Raw genomic sequence first — 19,013 nt, forward strand, 5'->3', positions numbered from 1 at the left:
GCCATGCCGCTGGCCGAAGGCGAGACTTTCGCGGGTTACTCGATCCTGCGACTGCTGGGCGCGGGCGGGATGGGCGAGGTCTACCTGGCCCAGCATCCGCGCCTACCCCGCCACGATGCCCTCAAGGTGTTGCCGGCCTCGGTGAGCAGCGACGCCGAATACCGCGCCCGGTTCGAGCGTGAAGCCGACATCGCCGCCACGCTGTGGCACCCGCATATCGTCGGTGTCCACGATCGCGGCGAATTCGAGGGTCAGCTCTGGATCGCGATGGACTACGTCGACGGCAACGACGCCGCCGACCTTTTGGCGAAGTTTCCCAACGGCCTGCCGCAGCGCGAAGTACTCAACATCGTCACCGCGGTCGCCGAGGCGCTGGACTACGCCCACCAACGCCACCTGCTGCACCGCGACGTCAAGCCGGCCAACATCCTGGTTTCCAAACTGGAGTCCGGCGAGGAACGAATTCTGTTGGCGGACTTCGGCATTGCGCGATGGGACAATGACGCCAGCGGGTTGACCCAGACCAATATGACGGTCGGCACGGTGTCGTACGCCGCGCCGGAACAGCTGATGGGCCGCGATCTCGATGGGCGGTGCGACCAATACGCGCTGGCCGCCACCGCCTATCACCTGCTCACCGGCACACCGCCGTTCCCGCATTCCAATCCCGCGGTGGTGATCAGCCAGCATCTGTCGGCATCGCCCCCGAGCCTGGGCGAGCACCGTCCGGAGCTCGCGAACCTCGACGCGGCACTGCGCAAGGCGTTGTCCAAGGATCCCGCCGAGCGCTTCGACCGCTGCGTGGACTTCGCGCGCGCCCTGTCCCACCACGTCACCACGCCGCTGTCGGGTGACGGCCTCACCGACCCCGAGGCCACCCGGCTGACTCCGATCACCGATGCCGCCCCGATCGGCGAGCCGCCGCCGCAGTCGCACAATCGGTGGCTGAAGATCCTGCTTCCCCTGCTGCTGGTACTGCTGATCGTCGGTGTGGCCGCCGCGTTCATCGCCGGGCGCGACCGCGGCGAGGACGTCGCCGCCAAGGACGTCCGCACCACGACCACAACGACTCAGCCCGCCCTGCCGCCACCGCCCGTGATGACGACGAGCACGACGACCACCACCACCACCACCGCACCGACCGACACCGTCACCGTGGAACCGACCCCGACCGCGGTGATCGGCTCGGACTGCAGCGAGCCGGGCGCCACCGGAACCACCGCGGACGGGGCCACGGCCTACTGCACGAAGCTGCAGTACACCAACCGCTATCTGTGGTCGGTGCATCAGGACGTCATCCCGAATCCGGTGGTCACGTCGTCGCCGACGGCTCCGATCGTGGCGCCACCGACCGAGACCGAATCCCCGGTCCGTGTCTGCATGCAGGAAACCGGGCATACCAGGTTGCGATGCGCCGAGGAGATCCTGCGCGGCAACGGCGGCTAGGACCGACCGGATGAGCGCCGACGACACCCCGCTGTGGCTGTTCGCCGACCAGCTCGGCCCGCAAGTGTATGGCGGCGAGCACGCCCACCGTCCCGTCCTTCTGGTCGAGGCGGCCTCGGTGCTGCGCCGCCGCCGCTATCACCGGCAGAAGCTGCACTTGGTGCTGTCCGCGCTGCGGCATGCCGCAGCCGACCTCGGTGAGCGCGCCACCTTCCTGCGCACCGATACTTACACCGAGGCACTGCGCCGTTACGGCAGGCCGGTGTTGGTGCATGAGCCGACGTCGTTCGCGGCCGAGCGGTTCGTGCAGCGGTTGCACCGCGACGGCCTGGTCGCCGACATCCTGCCCACCCCGACGTTCGCGCTGCCGCGCGCGGAGTTCCGGCAGTGGGCCGGGGATCGCCGACGGTTCCGGATGGAGGACTTCTATCGCGAGCAGCGCCGCCGGTTCAGCGTGCTGATGGACGGCTCCGAGCCGGTGGGTGGCCGGTGGAATTTCGACACCGAGAACCGCGAGTCCCCGCCGAAGAACGCGGCGGCCCTGGATATCGATGCGCCGTACCGGCCGCGCGAAGACGATATCGACGAGGCGGTGCGCCGCGACCTCGACGCGATGGGTCTCGACACCGTGGGCGTCGACGGGCCGCGGCTGTTCGCGGTGACCCCGGCCGAGGCGCGCCGTGCCCTCGCCCGGTTCATCGACCGGCGACTACCGCTGTTCGGCCGCTACGAGGACGCCATGATGGGCGGCGACTGGACGATGGCGCATTCGCTGCTGTCGGTGCCGTTGAATCTCGGTGTGCTGCACCCGCTGGACGCGGTGCATGCCGCCGAGCAGGCCTACCGGGACGGCACGGCGCCGCTGGCCGCGGTCGAGGGGTTCATCCGGCAGATTCTCGGGTGGCGGGAGTACATGTGGCATCTGTACTGGCATTTCGACCCGGACTATCTGGGCAATAACGCGTTGGCCGCGCAGACTCCGCTACCGGCCTGGTGGACCGAGCTGGATGCCGACTCGGTCACCGCCGAGTGCCTGCGGCATGCGTTGGGCGGGGTGCGCGACCGCGGGTGGGCGCACCACATTCAGCGATTGATGGTGCTGGGAAGTCACGCGCTGCAGCGCGGCTACCAGCCGCGGGCGCTGACCGAGTGGTTCGCCACCGCGTTCGTCGACGGGTTCGCGTGGGTGATGCCGACGAATGTGATCGGCATGAGCCAGCACGCCGACGGCGGGATGCTGGCCACCAAGCCGTATACCTCCGGTGGTGCGTACGTGAACAAGATGAGCGACCACTGCCGCAGCTGCAGCTTCGACCCGAAGGTCCGTCTCGGCGCCGACGCCTGCCCGTTCACCGCGGGTTATTGGGCCTTCGTGCATCGCCACCAGGATCTGCTGGCGAACAATCGCCGTACGGCGCGAGCGGTGTCGTCGATGGCGCGACTGTCGGACCTGGATGCCGTCGTTGAGCAGGAACGTCACCGCGACACCTTTTAGTCGGCGGCGGGCTGAAACGTTCCCATGCCCCTGTGGCGATAGACGTCGCAAGAGGCTGGTGGGATCTGCTCGAAGAGCGACCTCCAAGCTCCCTGGGCTATGTTCGACCGGAGACAGACGGAGGTTGGAGTGAAGAGGCTCATCCTGGTGGCCGCCGGCGCGCTTGCCGCGGGTTCGGCAGTAGCCGCCCTCAATATGGGGGCCAGCAGCGCCGACCCGAATGCCGGCGGCACGATGAACATCCTCGGCGAACCGTATTACAAGGCGGTCGCGATCCTGCATGCGCAGGGCATCCAGACGGTCTTCGGCGGCTCGGTCGGCAGCGACGTGCCCCAGGCCAAGTGTGTGGTTCAGAGCCAGAAGTATCTGGCCAGCGGCAAGATGTCGTTGATGCTGAACTGCACCAAGGCCGCTCAGCCCGAGGCACCTGCGCCCAGCGGGCCAGGCTCGGCGCCTGCCCAGCAGATCCCGTCCGACGGCGGGTCGCGCCCGACGCCGGGCGCTCCGGGGACCGTCATCGTCACGCCGACTCAGGTCGGCTGACGCAGCTCGACGGCTAGACTTCCGGGCAACAATCCGGGAGGTTTCGCCCATGCTGCGCCCACGCCGTTTCCCCCGCGAGATCGATCCGGGGCCGGTGCAGATCCAGGCTCGCAAGGTAGCTTTCGACGTCTCCGAAGCCCCGCTGCACTGGATTCCCGACCACCCGGTCGCCTCCCATGTGGTCGGGCTGCTCCACGTGGTTCTCCCGGTCGCCGAACGCTGGTTCGTCGACACCTACAACGAGGCGTTGCCGCTGGTGAAAGATCCTCGGCTGGCCGAGGACATGCGCGGGTTCATCGGCCAGGAGGCCACTCACGCCGACACCCACGACCGGGTGCTGCAGGAGTTGATGGTGGCCCGCGGCGTGGATCCCGAGCCGATTCTGCGCCAACTCGACTACGTGTTCGGCCAGGTGCTGTCGCCGAGCCCGTCCGCCGATCCGCGCAAGCGGCTGAACCATCTCTGTGACCGGCTGTGGCTGATCGCGGCGATCGAGCACTACACCGCGGTGCTGGGCGACTTCGCGTTGAACTGTGCCTGGGACGACTACGGCGCCGATCCCACCCTGGTCGACGTGTTCCGCTGGCACGGCAGTGAAGAGGTCGAGCACCGCACCGTCGCACACGACGTCGCGGTCTACTTCCACGACAGCTATCTCGACCGGATCCGGTCGATGGTGATGGCGGTGACGCTGATCGCCGGTTTCTTCAACCGCGGCAGCTGGTATCTGTGCCGCACCGACCCGACCCTGGACATGAGCTGGTGGCAGATGCAGCGGCTGCGGGCCCGCGACTCCAAACTGGGTCTGCTGCCCAAATACCGGCAGCTGTTCGGTTCCACCACGTTGACCTATTTCCGGCCGAACTACTCACCGGAGGACGTCGGCTCCACCGCGCAGGCCGTCGCCTACCTCGCCAGCTCACCGGCCGCCCGCGCCGCGCACCTGTGAGGATCCGGCCACGGTCCGCGCCGCCGAGCGCGTCGGGCCGAACCCGTCACGACGTGCTGCTGAGCCTCACCGATGCGTCGATCACCGCGTTGTGGGCGATCAGCGGGGCGATTCGTCGCCCGGTGATCCCCGCGGGTCGCGACCGGACGCTCACCCTGCAGGTGGTCGACCGCCAGGTCGTCGCCCGGGACCAGAACGTGGTGGCACTGACACTGGCAGCGCCGGATGCAACGCCGCTGCCACCGTGGTATCCCGGCGCACATCTGGACATCCATCTGCCCAGCGGCCGCGTGCGGCAGTACTCACTGTGCGGGGATCCCGCCGTGGCCACCCACTACCGGATTGCGGTGCGCCGCATCCCCGATGGCGGGGGCGGCTCCATCGAGGTGCACGACAGCCTCGACATCGGGGCGACGGTGACGACCAGCGGGCCGCGCAATGCCTTCCCGCTGACGGTTCCCGGCTACGGTTCGCCCACCCAGCGGCTGCGGTTCATCGCCGGCGGCATCGGCATCACGCCGATCCTGCCGATGCTGGGCCTGGCGCAGCGGCTGGGTGTCGACTGGTCGATGATCTACGCCGGGCGCAACGACGAGTCCATCCCCTTCCTCGACGAGGTGCGCCGGTTCGGCGAACGGGTGCAGATCCGCACCGACGATGTGCACGGAATACCCACTGCTGCAGACCTTTTGGGCGACTGCCAGGACGGTACGACGGTCTACACGTGCGGGCCGGCGCCGATGCTGACGGCGATCCGCACCGCGTTGGCCGGCCGCGATGACGTCGAGTTGCACTTCGAGCGGTTCGCCGCCGCACCGGTGGTCGACGGCACGACGTTCACCGCGACCATCGCCTCCACAGGCGCCGGCGTGCTCGTGCACGCCGACGAGACGCTACTGGCCGCGCTGCAGCGGGAACATGTGAGCGCCCCGTACTCCTGCCAACAGGGCTTCTGTGGCACCTGCCGCGTCCGCGTGCTCGATGGTGTTGTGCAACACCGGGATACGCTGCTCACCGGGCCGGAACGGGCGCAGGGGTTGATGCTGACCTGTGTGTCGCGCGCACCCGAGGGCGGCCATCTGAGGCTGGATCTGTAGTCAGTCGGCCTTGAGCATCGGGATGCCCTCGCTGGTGGAGAACTGGGCGTCCTCCTGACTGGCGAGCCCCATCGACACCAGGGTGCGCGGAAAGATCAGGTCCGTGAGGTATGCCAGGCCGACCGCCCAGCGGTTGACTGCTCGCGGAATCGCGTAGAGGTGGTAGGCGCGGGTGACAGCCTTCGCAGGCAGACCCGAGACCTGAATGTTGAGCGGGTTGGCCACCGCCTTGTGCGGGCCGAGGTCGACGACCAGCCCCATGTTGCGGTGCTTGTAGTCCTTGGGCGTGCCGAACCCGAGGCTGGCGGCGACGTTGCGCGCCAACGCTTTTCCCTGCCGCACGGCATGCTGGGCGGTCGGCGGCGTGATCGTGCCGGGTTGGGTCAGGTCTGGGACGGCTGCGGCGTCGCCTGCGGCGAACACGTCGGGATGGCCGGGCACCCGCAGGTCTGCGCCGACCTTGAGCCTGCCCTTTTCGGTGGGCAGACCCAGCGTCTCGATCAACGGCGCGGCGGTCACCCCGGTCACCCACGCCACCGTCCGAGTATCCACGCGCGAATCATCGCTGAGCACAACGTGATCGGCGTGTACTTCCTTGAGCGTCAAACCCAGCCGCACGTCGATGCCGCGGTCGTGCAGCACCTTCATGGCCGCCTTGCCGAGCTTCTCACCCACCTCGGGCATCACCTGTTCGGCGAGATCCAGCAGGACGAAGCGCACCGACTCGGGATCGAAGCCCATCTGACGGGCCGCGGCGTCGGCGAGAGCTCGTAGCTGCACGACAAGTTCGGTGCCCGAATAGGACGCGCCCACCACCACGATCGTGCGCCGGCCTGCCGCCACCGCCGGGTCGTCGTCGATGCTGGCCAGCTCCAGCTGCTCGAGGAAGTGGTCACGCAGATAGAGCGCCTCGGCGATCGACTTCAGTCCGCGTGCGTAAGTTGCCAGACCAGGGATGTCGAACAACCGCGTCACCGAACCGGGGGTGAGCACCAGCCGATCCCAGGCCAACTCGTGAGTGCGATCCTCGGGGTCGGTGTAGGCCAGCGTGTGCCCCGTCAGGTCCGCGCTGTCCACCCGGCCTCGAATCACTCGAACGCCGGGCAGCGTGCCGGCCAGGGGTATGGAGACGAACCGGGCGTCGACCAGTCCGCCGGCCACGTCGGGTAGCAGCGGCGTGTAGAGCATGTAGTCGATCGGCGAGATGAGAGTGATCTGCACGTCCGCGTCCTGCCTGCGGAGCCGCCGCTGCAGGCGGCGCGCACACTCGAACCCGGTGAAGCCGCTTCCCACAATCACCACGGACGTCATCGGCTCATTTATACCCGAGCGCACGGATTACAAACGTACGCAAAGACTCTTGCGCCACGCGGTGCGGACCGAGCAGGATGGGAGACCCTATGTCGCGTTCGCTGGGTTTGCTGTCCTCGGTGTGGTCAACGGCGACCGCCCTGCCGGTGAGCTCCGGGGCCGCGGTGGCGTACCGAACCGTGTTCATGACCATCAAGCGGCTCGTGGTGGGCCGGACGATGACCGTGCGACTCGACGGCGGGGACATCACGCTGACCGTCACCGAATTCGATTCGCGTCTCGATGTCCGGGGGCTGGCCGTCGGCCAGCTGAACGATGTGCGGATCGCCGCCACCGACATCCGTTGGGGCGAGCGCTCTTTCGAGTCCGCTACCGTCGTTCTGCACAACGTGCATCTGAAGCCGGGCGTGCCGCCGGTCCTGGTGGCCGCACCGGTCGAGGTGACCATGGCCGTCTCCACCCATGCGCTCGACGCGGTATTCACCGACGCGCTGCCGCGACTGTCGGGGCACGTCGATGACGAGGGCGTCGCGCGGTTGCGCTGGTCGCGCCGCCCCGCGCTGGGCAGTGTCGAGGTCGACGTGACATTGGACGGCTCCACACTCTGGCTGCGTCCGCGCGCGGTGCGGACCCGTCGACGCCGCTGGGCGCTGCCCACCCGACTGCCGGCCTACCCGGTACGGGTGCCCGAACTGGCCAGCGGGCTGACCCTGACCAGCCTGTCTCTCGGGCCCGGATCCCTACATCTGACCGGTAGCGTGCCCCAGTGGCGCACCGAAGTGCCCGGAACGCGGGTCGACGACCTTCTCGCCCAGCTCAGCGTCGTCGGTCGGCCACTGAATTTCACCGGGCGCCCCCGCCGCACCTAGCCGCCGTCGCTCGTAGCGGCGGATGGCGAGCGCGGTGACCGCGGCCAGCGCCCAGCCGAGCAGGAGGTCGATGACGTAGTGCTCGGCCGAATACACCAGGGTGAACGCCATGATCGCGACGTAGCCGGCCAGTAGCGGCTGCCACCGGCGTCCGACCCGGCCCCACAGGAACGCGGCGATCATCGCCGACAGCCCAGCGTGCAGCGACGGAATGGCCGCCACCAGGTTGACGCTGGCCTGCCCCTCGTCGAGCAGAGCGCGGGCCACATCCAGATGCAGCATCGCGAAGCCGCGGGTGGAGATCCGCTCGATGAAGTCGTTGGCGCCCGCGTGCGCGGTGGTCACGGACCCCAGCAGGCCGCCGTCGGCGAGCGGCACCGGGCGGAACATGCATGCCGGTGCCGACGGTCTGCCGGCCACGTCGGCTGCCTCGCAGCGCGCCGCTGCCCATGGCGGCGCGGCGGGCACGACTGCGTAGATCACCAGCGCCGTGAACGACAACACCACGAAGCGACGGACGAAAGCCTTCCACTCCGCCCGGTCGCGCAGCCACAGCACGGCGGCGACCACGTACGGAAGGATGAAGAACGACATGTACACCGTGCTGATGACCACCTCCCACCAGGGCGGGGAGGGCATCTTGAGGTGTTCCTGCAGCCACACGGTCGGTACCGCGCCGAACAATCGGCGGTCCACATCCGGCTGCCACGTCCACTGGGTGGGCATGCCGATCAGATTGGCCGCTCCCCTGCTGAGGTCGTAGACGATCAGCACCAGCGCGAATGGCAGCCAGTCTCGCACGATCAGCAGCACCCGTCGCCTGCCGATGCTGGCGGCCAGCAGGCCGGTACACACATAGAGCAGAATCAATTCCCGATTGAGCGCCAAACCGCTTGTGGCCGTCCACAATACGATCGCCGTGAGCCAGGCTCCGATCGCGATACGCCGCGCAAGGATGAGCCGGTTGCTTGGCGGTGCCTGGTCGTCTTCCGGCGCGTGCGGCTCGATGTCGATCGCGGTCATCGCTGCCCACTCAACCGGTTCATCGCATCGGATTACCCGCTTTACGCAAGATTCCGTTAAGGCACGGTTAATCCGGCTGTAAAGGCCCGACCGGCTTGGTGGTGGTCGCATGCACCAGCAGCTCAGCCAGTTCGGCCGGACGGCTCAAAAACGGCGAATGGGACGCCTCGATGGTCAGCTGTTCGACCCCGAGGCGCTCGGTCACGGTGTCGGCCAGCCAGCGGGGCATCGACCGGTCCTCGGTGCAGCGAATGAAACTGCGAGGGATCCCCGCCGCCCAAAACCGAGGCACGGAGACCGGGGTGTCGTTGACCGCGCCGAACTTCTCCGGCCCCAGGCGATCGAACGCCCAACGAGCGGTCGCCTCGTCGCAGTCGTGGTAGAAGTAGCGCCAAGCCCCGTGGAAATCGGCGAAGGTCATCGCACCCTCGTCGTCGAAGTGCAGATAGCCCAGCATCTCTCCGACGTCACCGTCGAATTCACCGTCCTCGGTGTTGCGCATCGCCATCGCCTCGGGATAGCTGCGCCCCTCCCGAGGAAGTGCCGCGGCCAAGTACACGATGTGACTGACGTCGTCGACGGCGGCGTCGGCGGCCACCGTCGCGTCGAAGCCGCCGCCGGAGTGGCCGACCAGCACGTCGCCGGGACGGATCGCGGCAAGGATCGCGTCACGGCGGCACGGGATGGTCCACTCGCTCAACGGGTCGTCGACGCGAGAACCGTGACCGGGCAGATCAACCGCCACCGACTCGTGCCCCAATCGGTCGAGTTCGGCGATCGTGCGCTCCCAGCACCAGCCCGCGTGAAAGCCGCCGTGGACGAAGACGAACCGCACCCGAACTCCTCAGTCCCAGGCCGAGGCGACTGCTTCGGCGACGTCGATCACCTTCGCTTCCTGCGATGCCGGGCTGTCGATTTCGTCGGCGACATAGGCCGCGACGAAGCGGCGGATCTCGGTGTCGACGCCGGCCACGATACGCAAGATCTCGCCGCGCACCGATTTCGAGGTCACGTGCACGGCGATGTCGGAGGGCCGCGGCTTGGCGACGTCGATCACCAGCGTGAGCGGTTCGGCCGCCCGCGCGGTCGCACGTAGGGCGATATCGCCGTCGACGGTGAATCGCTGCTTGTCCACCCGCAGGTCGACGATCAGCTCGATCAGCAGCGGGATCCGGACGTTGAAGGTGATGGTGTCGCCGACGCTGCGGCGGGCGGTCGGCTGCTGGATCTTGACCTTGGCGGTGACTTTGGCCAGACCCGCGGGCCCCTGCGCCATCGGGCCCATCTCGAACTCACCGCCGGCGATCTCGGCGAACGCGGCGGCCACCCGCTCCTCGGTCACCGCGATTTCGAAGAATCGGCGACCGAATTCTTCGTAGGTGACGAAGTTGTGCGTGTGCATAGGGGTCTACGTTCTCACGTCTGATGTGGACGCCAGAGCGCGGACCGGTAACAAATCGGTCGTGTCAGGCCGGCGGCCACACCAGACGCAGCCCGGCGTCGTCAGCCGATTCACCGGCGGCGACGGCGAAGGTGTCCAGCGCGGCGATCACCGCAGCACGCTCCTCAGCGCTCATCGTGCGCAAGACCCGGGTGATCGACCGGCGGCGATGGCGATTCATCTTGCGGACGAGTTGCCGCCCCTCCGTGCTCAACGACAGGGAGATGTTGCGGCGGTCTTCCGCCGAGTCCTGCCGATGCAGGAAGCCGGCTTTGATCAGCCGGTCGCAGATCCGGCTGGCGTTGGACGGACTGATCTCCAGCGCGGCGGCAACCGACGCGAGATTCAGTGGCCCGTGGGTGTCGATCATCACCAGCACCCGCAGTTGCGGCACGGTGACGACGTCAGCGGTCTCGGCAATCGAGGCGGCCGCGATGCCCACCAGCGCCCGGGAAGCCCGCAGTACCGCATCGACATCGGCCGCCGACGGCCCGTCGTCTGCCTGCTGCGCAGCTTGCCTCCTCATGCCTGGCATTCTGCCAGGTGCGGTCATGTGTGCGGTCGCCGTGCAGCGCGAACGCACGAAAACCACCGACGCCGTCCAGCCGAATGGCGAGAATCCGCGAAGTCATCCGTGCCGAGGAAGAAATCTGATGAAGGGCAATTGTTGCCCGGCGGCCCGGAAATCCTCCTCGGAACCGTCGACCTCGAATCCGAGTAAACGCGGGAGAAGATACTTGGCCAACAGCCGGTGTCGCGTCGCGTAGGCGGCGAATATATCGGCGCCCTCGTGTTTGGGAACCGGCATCGCGACCACGTCGAGCGTGTGCCGCCCCACCTGAATGCTGACCTCGGGTGTCTGGATGACGTTGCGGTACCACATCGACGAGGTACCGAACCCGCTGGCGACGACATAGCTGTCGTCGGTGATGTCATGAGACACCACTTCGAGAACAGTCTGGCGCTGTCTTCCGGTCACGCGCCCACGGTGATACAGCACGAGCAGGCGACCGCCGAAGATCCCGCCGAGGCCCAGCCGGTAGATGTACACCGGGATGCGAAACAGAAATCGCCCCAACTTCTTTGGAGATTGGACCGTTCTCACTATCTTCACGATGACACATCGCAATCTGGTAGACCGAAATCGTCACGCAGGAAGACAACAGCATCGGATGACGGCCGAAGGTCGATGGTCCACATCACCAGATCCCGGATTCGGATGCCGCGCAGTCAGTCCCGTCCACGCGGTGGCGGCTGGACGGCCACACCGCCCGACTCATGTTCCGGCCCGGCGTCGGGATGCTCGGCGGGTACCCGCTCGCGGAAACGCGTCGCTTCGCTGGGTCCTTTCGGCGACTGGGCGCCGTCGCCTTGGTACGGTCCGGGCTTGGGCCGGGGTTTTCCGCCGGGGAACGACAGACGAAAGACGGTGCGGTGCACCGTGAACAGCTGCTTGGAGAACCGCCCCGAGTGGTATGGCAGCTGGTAACGCTCGCAGATGTCCTTGACCTTCGGAGCGATCTCGGAGTACCGGCTGCTGGGCATGTCGGGGAACAGATGGTGTTCGACCTGATAGCCCAGGTTGCCACTGACGAGGTGAAAGAGCGGGCTCCCCTCGATGTTGGCCGCACCGATCAGTTGCCGCACGTACCAGCCGCCGCGGGTCTCGTTGGCGACCTCTTCCTCGGTGAACGTGTATGTCTGGTCGGGAAAGTGGCCGCAGAAGATGATCGAGTGCGCCCACACGTTGCGAATCAGGTTGGCCAGCATATCGGCGCCCAGCGTGCGCAGGAACGTGCTTTCGACACCGGGCAGAGCACGGTCCAGGAAGCTTGCCGCCGAACCCATTCGGCCTGCCGACACCTGCCGAAGCCGACGCCCGACACGCGAATGCTTCGGCTGTTCGAGCCGGCCTCGCGTCGCGGCCTGCGCCAGCGCGAACGCACCCGCACTGATCGCAGGCCAACCCAGGTAGTCCTTGACTATCTGCGCGCGCGCCTTTCCCGAGATTCCCTTCAACTCCGAGCGAACTTCGGACCACGGCTTGTCGCCGCGCTGTGCGGCACGAAAGTCGATGTCGTGGACGGCAACTCCCCACTCGAAGAGCATCATCAGCAGGAAGTTGAACAGCGGCTGCGCCAGCCAGACGGGATGCCACGGCTGGTTGGGATCGATTCGCATGATCTCGTATCCGAGATCGCGGTCCTTGCCCAAGATATTGGTGTACGTGTGATGGACGTAGTTGTGGGAGTGCTTCCACGCCTTGGCCGTGGATGCCGTATCCCAGTCCCATACCGAAGAGTGGACGTCGGGGTCGTTCATCCAATCCCATTGACCATGAAGGATGTTGTGCCCCAGCTCCATGTTCTCCAGGATTTTCGCCATGCTCAGACACGCTGTGCCGAGCACCCAGGCGGTCCGCGACCGCGAGGCGAGTAGCAACACGCGTCCGACGACCACGATCTGGCGCTGCGCGGTGATCACGGATTTGATGTAGCGGCGATCGCGATCACCGAGTTCGGCGAAGACCTCGTCGTGGATTGCGTCGAATTCCTTGGCGAGCTTCTCGAGCTCTCGATCGGTCAGGCGGGCAAGCGGGCTCTGGATGGTGGTGGTCATGAGTTCCTTCCGATCACAATTCGAGTTCCACGTCGCCTTCGGCGGTATGGATGCAGATCCGCACGTCCTGACCGGTGGGCTCGGTGACATCGCCGGAGCGCAGATCGCGCACCTTGCCTGACTTCACGGTGCCCACGCAGGTGTGACAGATACCGATGCGACAGCCGAATGCCAGGTTGATTCCGGCTTGTTCACCGGCCTCCAATATCGGTGTGCCACTGTCACAATCGACGGTGACGTCACTGTCGGTGAATGTCACCTTCCCGCCTTTGCCCTCGCCGGGGTTGCCGCCGATCTTCGGCTGGAAGCGCTCGTAGTGCAGCCGTTCGGGATCCCCGTTGCGGTCCCAGAATTCGATCAGGCCGTCGAGAAGGTCGCCGGGCCCCGAGCAGAACGCTTCCCGCCCGCGCCAGTCCGGACACAATTCATCGAGTTCCTCCGGTGACAAGCGTCCGCGTTCGGCGGTGAGGCGGATGTCGAGCTGTACGCCGTCATGGCGACGGTCCAGGTCTTCGAGCACCGACAGGAACATGACGTGGTCGCGGCACCGGTCGGAGTGGATTACCACCGCGTCGTTCAGCGCATCCCGATGATCGAGGCTGCGCAGCATGCTGATGATGGGCGTGATGCCGCTGCCCGCGCTGATGAACAGCATCTTCGCCGGCACCGGTTCGGGTAGCGTGAATACGCCTTCGATATCGCCGAGCCGCACCAGTTCCCCCGGCTGGATCTTGCTGACGAGGTACGGCGACACCACACCGCTATCGACCTTCTTCGGCGTGACGCTGATCCACCCGTCCTCAGGCTGGGGGTCGGACGTCAGTGAGTACGCGCGCCAGTGATAGCGACCGTCGATGACCAGGCCGAGGCGCACATACTGTCCGGGTTTGTGGCCGGGCCATTCGTAACTCGGCCGGATCAGTACGCTCGCCGCCTCCGATCCCTGCGGTTCGACGCGTTCCACGCGGCCGCGCAACTCCTTGGTGGTCCAGAGCGGATTGACCATCTACAGGTAGTCGTCGGGCTTCAACGGGCTGAACAGATGCCGCACCGCCTTCAAAAACAGCCGTCGCCCCCGCGGCACTGGTGGCTGCGCACCACGTTCAGCCATATCGCCGTTCCCTCCCACCCACGTTGTGAGCCGTGCCACACCCCCGACGCACGTGTTGCCGCGATGGTCCGCAGTGAAACCGCTCCACGAGTTCTCACAGTCAGATCGCACGAAAACGCCGGGCGCAGCAGTAGCCGTCTACCGGCTCCCCACCGCCAGGGCCACCGCGGCCGCTCCGCCGGCCACCGCGGCGATCGGCGCCGCGTGTTCCCGCAGCCACCACTGCGGGCTATGAGCGTGGGATCGGTCGTCGAAAGCGCCGTGAGCCCCGTGGTCGGCACCAGGTTCGTCATCTCGTGGCTGCCAGATGTTGGGCTGGGTGCGGGGGGCCAGCGCATCGGTCTGTTGCGACGCATACCCCGTCCGCGCGAGGTAGCGGTCGAGTACTCGCGGTGCCACCCGCTGGCCCAGCAGCGTCGCGACAGTGCTGGCTCCCACCCAGAACTGTTTGCGCTGAGGGTGTTTCGCGGCGAACAGCACCGCGCGCGCGGCAATCTCCGGCTGATAGATCGGCGGTACCGGTTGCGGATGCTTCGGAAGCCGGGACAGTACCCAGGAGAACTGCGGGGTGTTGACCGCAGGCATCTGCACCACGGTGACGTGGACGTTGCTGTGGTCGTGTAGCAGTTCGGTGCGCAGTGATTCGGTGAAGCCGTTGAGGGCGTGTTTGGCTCCGCAGTACGCCGACTGCAACGGGATGCCGCGGCCGCCGAGCGCCGAGCCGACCTGCACGATCGCTCCGGTGTTGCGGGGCCGCATCCGCTGCAGCGCGGCCATCGTGCCGTAGACGAACCCCAGATAGGTCACCTCGGTGACGTGCCTGAACTCGTCGGGGGTGATCTCGTGGAACGGCGCAAACACCGACGTGAATGCGACGTTGACCCAGATGTCGATCGGTCCCAGTTCGGATTCGACAGCCTGCGCCGCGGCGTCCACCTGCGCGTAGTCCGATATGTCGGTGGGGATGACAAGTGCTCGGGCGCCGCACTTTTCGACGTCGGCAGCCGCCGCTTCGAGGCCGGTACGCCCGCGGGCAAGGAGGGCGACGTTGGCCCCCGCCCGTCCGAACTCGCGCGCCACCGCTCGTCCGATGCCTGCACTGGCGCCGGTGACGACGACCGTCTTTCCCTTGACCGACGTACTCATGGGTCATTCCTTTCATTGTCTGGCGCGTGTTGCGCGAGTCGGGCGGACGCTTCGAACATCAGGGCGTGGACGAACGCTTGTGGCAGGTTGCCGCGGAGCTGGCGTTGCCGGATGTCGTACTCCTCGGAGAACAGGCCTGGCGTGCCACACCCGGCGCGATTGCGCTCGAAGTACCGGAACGCGTCCACGGTGTGGCCCTGCTGCAGCGCGGAGAGGGCCATCACGAAGCCGCACAACAGGAATGCGCTGTCGTGGGTGCCCAGACCGCGCTCGGAGCGATACCGGTAGACGTAGTAGTCACGGCTGAGTTCGCGCTCGACCGCACGATAAGTGGCCACCGAGCGCGGGTCGTCATGCGGCAGCGCGCCGCGTAAGGCGGGGAACAGCAGTGCGCCGTCGACGCGTTCGTCGTCGGGGGCACGCTGCCAGCGCCCGGTGGGATGCAGGGAGTTCGCGGAGGTGTCGGCCACGATCCGGTCGGCAAGGGTACTGAGACGACCCGGATCGCGGGCCGCGCCGGCAGCTGCCACCGCGCGCAACCCCGAGGCGCACGCGAGCCGCGAATGTGCCCACAGTCTGTTCTCGAGTTCCCAGATACCCGCATCGGGCCGGTCCAGGTTGTCCTCGATGGCATCGATTGCGACGTCGATCGCGTGTGCGGCGTCACTGGTCAGCACGTCGTGGCGGTGGGCGGCGGCGAACAACAGCAGCGCCTCGCCGAACATGTCGAGCTGGAACTGATCGCGGACGTGATTGCCTGCCAAGTCGTAGCCACCGGGATACCCGGCGAGATCGAGTCGCCGCTGCTCCGGGACCGCCAAGCCGGTGCCGGTATAGGCCGGCATCAGCTTCGGACCGTCGGCGAGAAGCCGTTCGGAAACGAATGAGACTGCGGTGCAGAGCAATTCGTGAGGCCCGTCGGCGGCGACGGCGACTCCGGCGTAGCTCTGGTCGCGGATCCAGGCGTACCGGTAATCGTAGTTGGCACCTTCGTTGACCCGTTCGGGCAGGCTCATGGTGGCGGCTGCGACCATCGCGCCGGTGGCTGTGGTCATCCCGCGCATCACCGCGTAGCTGTGTTCGGCATCGCGGGGTGCGGCCGTCCGGCCGAACCGCGGAATGGCTTCCGCCCAGGCCTTTTCGGTGTCGGCCCAGGCCTGTGGCGCCACCACCGGCCGGGGCGGCAGTTCATGTTCGGAGAGTTCGAGAACCAAGTCCACACTGTCACCCTCGTGCAGCACCACGCTTGCGGTCAGCGCGCGGTCGGCGGCCCCGTCCCCGGTGACCTGCGCGTCCGGGGCGCCGGACCAGCGCATACGTAGCGACCCGACAGTGGCCGACCAGGTGCCGGTCGCATCGTCGCGGCGGATGTTGCGCATGTGCTTGTGGCCGAAGGAGGCCGCGGGCCGCAGCAGCACATCGAGGCGGGCGTCGCCGCGGATCGCCTCGATGCGCCGCAACATCACGACGGTCTCGGGACGCCCAGGGTAGGCCAGCGCCTCACGGCATTCGGTGATGCCCGATGTCGTCACCCATCGCGACCGCCAGATCAGCGAGCGGGGCTCGTAGTAGCCGCCCCACACCGACGGCGCGGCCGGGGTGACGGTGTAGCTGCCGCCGCCGCCGATCAGCGAGCTGAAGACGGCGTCGCTGTCCCAGTGCGGGGCGCACATCCAGGCGTATTCGCCGTGCGGCCCGATCAGCACACCGCGTTCGCCATCGGCGATGAACGCGTAGTCCCGCAGTGTCCAGGGTTCGGGTGTGCTCGGCGTCGACATGCTTATCGGCTACCCGGCTGCGCACCGGATCCATCCGGTCTTGGGCACATCCTCACCGAACGTTTAAATAGTTGCCTCACGGCAACTGTTTTGTCAGGTCAACTTCCGGGACCGATGTCGGGCAGCTCACGAATGCCGAATTGCTCGCGCAGGACGTGGGTCGCGGCGTGCATGCCACACATTCCGTGCACTCCGGGCCCGGGTGGAGTCGAGCCCGAGCACAGATACACATTGTCCAGCGGCGTGCGGTAGGGGTTCCACCGCGGCACCGGCCGGGCCAGGATGCGATACATCGACACGGTGCCCACCGCGATGTCACCGCCGACATAGTTGGGATTGTGCCCCGCCATCGCGGCGGCCGGGATGCAACGCGAGCCGATCACCACATCACGGAAGCCGGGGGCGAACCGTTCGATGTGTGCAGTCACCACCTCGGTCATGTCGTGGGTCGAGCTGTTCGGTACGTGGGCATACGTCCACAGCGGTCGGCCTCCGCCGGGCCCGAACCGGGTGGGATCCACCACGGTCGGCTGACTGGCCAGCGTCATCGGAGTCGGACTGTGCCGGCCGGCCGCGGTGTCGGCCTCGGCCTGCTTCATCTCCTCGCGGCTGCCACCGATGTGCAGGGTTCCCGCCTCGGCCAGTCGCGGATCCGTCCACGGCACCGGGCCCGACAACGCGAAATCGACTTTGGCAACCCCGTTTCCGGGCGTGAAGCGCCCGAGCGCCGACCGATAGCTCTCGGGCAACCGAGCCCCGAACACCTTCGTCAGCGTCCACGGCGAGGTGTCGAACAGGTACGTCCGTGCCGGTGGTAACTGGGCGGAGTCGGTGATCTGACAATCGGTGACGACCTCGGCCCCGCGGCCGGCAAGATCGGCCAGTAACGCCTGGGTGATCGACTGGCTGCCGCCGACCGGTATCGGCCACCCGTGACTGTGCGCCAACGTGCCGAGAAGCAACGCCGTCGCCGCACCGGCCAGTGACGGGATCTCGACGTTGGCGTGGGCGGAAACACCCGTCAGTAGTGCACCGGCGCGCGGCGCCCTGGTCAACCGATCCCACAGCGGGGTCCCCAGCTCCAACGCCCGAGCAGCCAGTGCCGCCGTCCCCGCCAACCCGGAGGGCCGCACCGCACTGCCCGGCAGGTGCCGAACATCAGAGAGTCCTAGATCGCGAACGGCCGACCAGCCCTCGACGAGCGGAGCCATCACCCGGCGATACGTCCGGCCTTCGTGCGCGCCGTCCTCGGCCAACTCGCCGACCGTGCGGTTGAGATCCTCATAGGCCACCGCGGCCCGGCCGTCGAGCAACGGCTGAGCGAACGGGATCAACGGGTGCCGCAACTCGACGCCGCGCGCACGAAGATCGAACCGTTCGAAGAACGGCGAGGCCACCGCCATTGGGTGCACCGCTGAACACACATCGTGCAGCAGCGGCACTCCGAGGTCGAGTTCCTCGGTGCGGGCACCGCCGCCGAGCGTCGATTCGGACTCCAGCACACGGACCGACAACCCGGCCGCGGCGGCGATCACGGCGGCCGCGAGCCCGTTCGGGCCGGAGCCCACGACCACCACGTCCACCGGTGCGCTCATCGTCGTCAGGTACCACTGCTCGGACCCTGCTAACCGTCGCCGGGCGGGGTATTCCGCGGGCCATGATCGATTGGGCCAAGGTCTTCGCGCTGCAGACCCCACCGCTGGAGATCGTCATCCGCGGCACGCTGATGTACCTCGCGCTGTTCACGTTGCTGCGGGTGCTGCTCAAGCGTGAGAGCGGAACCACCGGCATGACCGACCTGCTGGTGGTGGTGTTGATCGCCGACGCCGCGCAGAACGGCATGGCCGGTACTTATGACTCGGTTTCCGACGGACTGCTGCTGGTGGCTGTGATCATCGGGTGGTCGTTTGTGCTTGATGTGATCGCCTACCGCTGGAAGTGGGCTGAGCGGCTGATCCGGCCGCGGGCCCTGCCGTTGGTTCGTGATGGTCAAATGTTGCGCCGCAACATGCGTCGCGAGTTGGTTACTCCCGAAGAACTGATGGGTCAGCTGCGTCAGCAAGGCATTGACGACATCAGCCGGGTCAGCCGCGCTTACATGGAATCCGACGGGGAGTTCAGCTTCGTGATGGCGTCCGGTGAACCGCACACTCAGCGAAAGCCTCGCAGACAACGGGTGTGATTG

General features: G+C 67.1%; 17 protein-coding genes and 1 pseudogene. 7 read left to right on the forward strand and 11 right to left on the reverse strand.

The genetic code is table 11. The features are described from left to right. The first annotated feature begins 3 nt into the window (after nt 1-3). The 5 genes from K0O64_RS16395 to K0O64_RS16415 all read left to right on the forward strand — a co-directional run bounded on the left by K0O64_RS16395 (nt 4) and on the right by K0O64_RS16415 (nt 5,530). Nucleotides 4-1,446 (forward strand): serine/threonine-protein kinase, encoded by a 1,443-nt coding sequence (locus tag K0O64_RS16395; protein WP_096311583.1) that lies wholly within the window; start codon nt 4-6, stop codon nt 1,444-1,446. Nucleotides 1,447-1,456: 10 nt separating this feature from the next. Next, the gene (locus K0O64_RS16400; protein ID WP_096311584.1) at nt 1,457-2,941 is read left to right on the forward strand and encodes a cryptochrome/photolyase family protein; all 1,485 of its coding nucleotides are present in this window, start codon (nt 1,457-1,459) and stop codon (nt 2,939-2,941) included. Nucleotides 2,942-3,070: 129 nt separating this feature from the next. Next, the gene (locus K0O64_RS16405) at nt 3,071-3,484 is read left to right on the forward strand and encodes a hypothetical protein (protein WP_071944168.1); all 414 of its coding nucleotides are present in this window, start codon (nt 3,071-3,073) and stop codon (nt 3,482-3,484) included. A gap of 49 nt (nt 3,485-3,533) precedes the next feature. Further along, the gene (locus K0O64_RS16410) at nt 3,534-4,433 is read left to right on the forward strand and encodes a metal-dependent hydrolase (RefSeq protein ID WP_096311585.1); all 900 of its coding nucleotides are present in this window, start codon (nt 3,534-3,536) and stop codon (nt 4,431-4,433) included. A 53-nt stretch (nt 4,434-4,486) separates the two neighbouring features. After that, nucleotides 4,487-5,530: a PDR/VanB family oxidoreductase gene (locus K0O64_RS16415; protein ID WP_225933465.1), complete on the forward strand. Its 1,044-nt coding sequence runs from the start codon at nt 4,487-4,489 to the stop codon at nt 5,528-5,530. On the opposite strand, the gene K0O64_RS16420 is transcribed toward K0O64_RS16415, so the two are convergent. Continuing rightward, entirely contained in the window at nt 5,531-6,841 is a 1,311-nt protein-coding gene (locus K0O64_RS16420) for an NAD(P)/FAD-dependent oxidoreductase (protein WP_096311587.1), read from the reverse strand. A gap of 89 nt (nt 6,842-6,930) precedes the next feature. On the opposite strand from K0O64_RS16420, the gene K0O64_RS29920 reads away from it, so the two are divergent. Then, on the forward strand, nt 6,931-7,710 hold the full coding sequence (locus tag K0O64_RS29920) for a hypothetical protein (RefSeq protein WP_396928623.1): 780 nt from the start codon (nt 6,931-6,933) through the stop codon (nt 7,708-7,710). On the opposite strand, the pseudogene K0O64_RS16425 reads toward K0O64_RS29920, so the two are convergent. The 10 genes and pseudogenes from K0O64_RS16425 to K0O64_RS16470 form a co-directional block, all read right to left on the reverse strand. Next, nucleotides 7,696-8,733, reverse strand: a pseudogene (locus K0O64_RS16425) (phosphatase PAP2 family protein); the annotation flags it as partial. The gene K0O64_RS29920 and the pseudogene K0O64_RS16425 sit on opposite strands and share 15 nt — an antisense overlap. 67 nt (nt 8,734-8,800) lie before the next feature. Beyond that, complete coding sequence (locus K0O64_RS16430) at nt 8,801-9,568, reverse strand: alpha/beta fold hydrolase (protein WP_071944155.1); 768 nt, start codon at nt 9,566-9,568, stop codon at nt 8,801-8,803. Nucleotides 9,569-9,577: 9 nt separating this feature from the next. Continuing rightward, entirely contained in the window at nt 9,578-10,135 is a 558-nt protein-coding gene (locus tag K0O64_RS16435) for a hypothetical protein (RefSeq protein WP_071944153.1), read from the reverse strand. A gap of 64 nt (nt 10,136-10,199) precedes the next feature. Next, a complete protein-coding gene (locus tag K0O64_RS16440; RefSeq protein WP_071944151.1) occupies nt 10,200-10,700 on the reverse strand; it encodes a MarR family transcriptional regulator in 501 nt (166 codons plus the stop codon). A 102-nt stretch (nt 10,701-10,802) separates the two neighbouring features. Beyond that, nucleotides 10,803-11,279 carry a nitroreductase family deazaflavin-dependent oxidoreductase gene (locus K0O64_RS16445; protein WP_225933466.1) on the reverse strand — a complete coding sequence of 159 codons (477 nt, stop codon included), beginning with the start codon at nt 11,277-11,279 and terminating at the stop codon, nt 10,803-10,805. A 125-nt stretch (nt 11,280-11,404) separates the two neighbouring features. After that, nucleotides 11,405-12,793, reverse strand: a complete 1,389-nt coding sequence (locus K0O64_RS16450) for a fatty acid desaturase family protein (protein ID WP_071944147.1) — start codon at nt 12,791-12,793, stop codon at nt 11,405-11,407. A gap of 13 nt (nt 12,794-12,806) precedes the next feature. After that, nucleotides 12,807-13,799, reverse strand: a complete 993-nt coding sequence (locus tag K0O64_RS16455) for a ferredoxin reductase (RefSeq protein ID WP_225933467.1) — start codon at nt 13,797-13,799, stop codon at nt 12,807-12,809. Nucleotides 13,800-14,042: 243 nt separating this feature from the next. Continuing rightward, nucleotides 14,043-15,050, reverse strand: coding sequence for an SDR family oxidoreductase (locus K0O64_RS16460; RefSeq protein WP_071944145.1), 1,008 nt, complete (start codon nt 15,048-15,050; stop codon nt 14,043-14,045). Then, complete coding sequence (locus tag K0O64_RS16465; protein ID WP_071944143.1) at nt 15,047-16,828, reverse strand: glycoside hydrolase family 15 protein; 1,782 nt, start codon at nt 16,826-16,828, stop codon at nt 15,047-15,049. Before K0O64_RS16465 ends, K0O64_RS16460 begins: the two co-directional genes overlap by 4 nt. Nucleotides 16,829-16,926: 98 nt before the next feature. After that, nucleotides 16,927-18,411, reverse strand: coding sequence for a phytoene desaturase family protein (locus tag K0O64_RS16470; protein WP_198044411.1), 1,485 nt, complete (start codon nt 18,409-18,411; stop codon nt 16,927-16,929). A 74-nt stretch (nt 18,412-18,485) separates the two neighbouring features. Here K0O64_RS16470 and K0O64_RS16475 point away from each other — a divergent pair, with 74 nt between their 5' ends. Next, entirely contained in the window at nt 18,486-19,010 is a 525-nt protein-coding gene (locus tag K0O64_RS16475; protein WP_071944139.1) for a DUF421 domain-containing protein, read from the forward strand. Nucleotides 19,011-19,013 lie beyond the last annotated feature (3 nt).

Source organism: Mycolicibacterium pallens (assembly GCF_019456675.1).
GTDB classification, from domain to species: domain Bacteria; phylum Actinomycetota; class Actinomycetes; order Mycobacteriales; family Mycobacteriaceae; genus Mycobacterium; species Mycobacterium crocinum.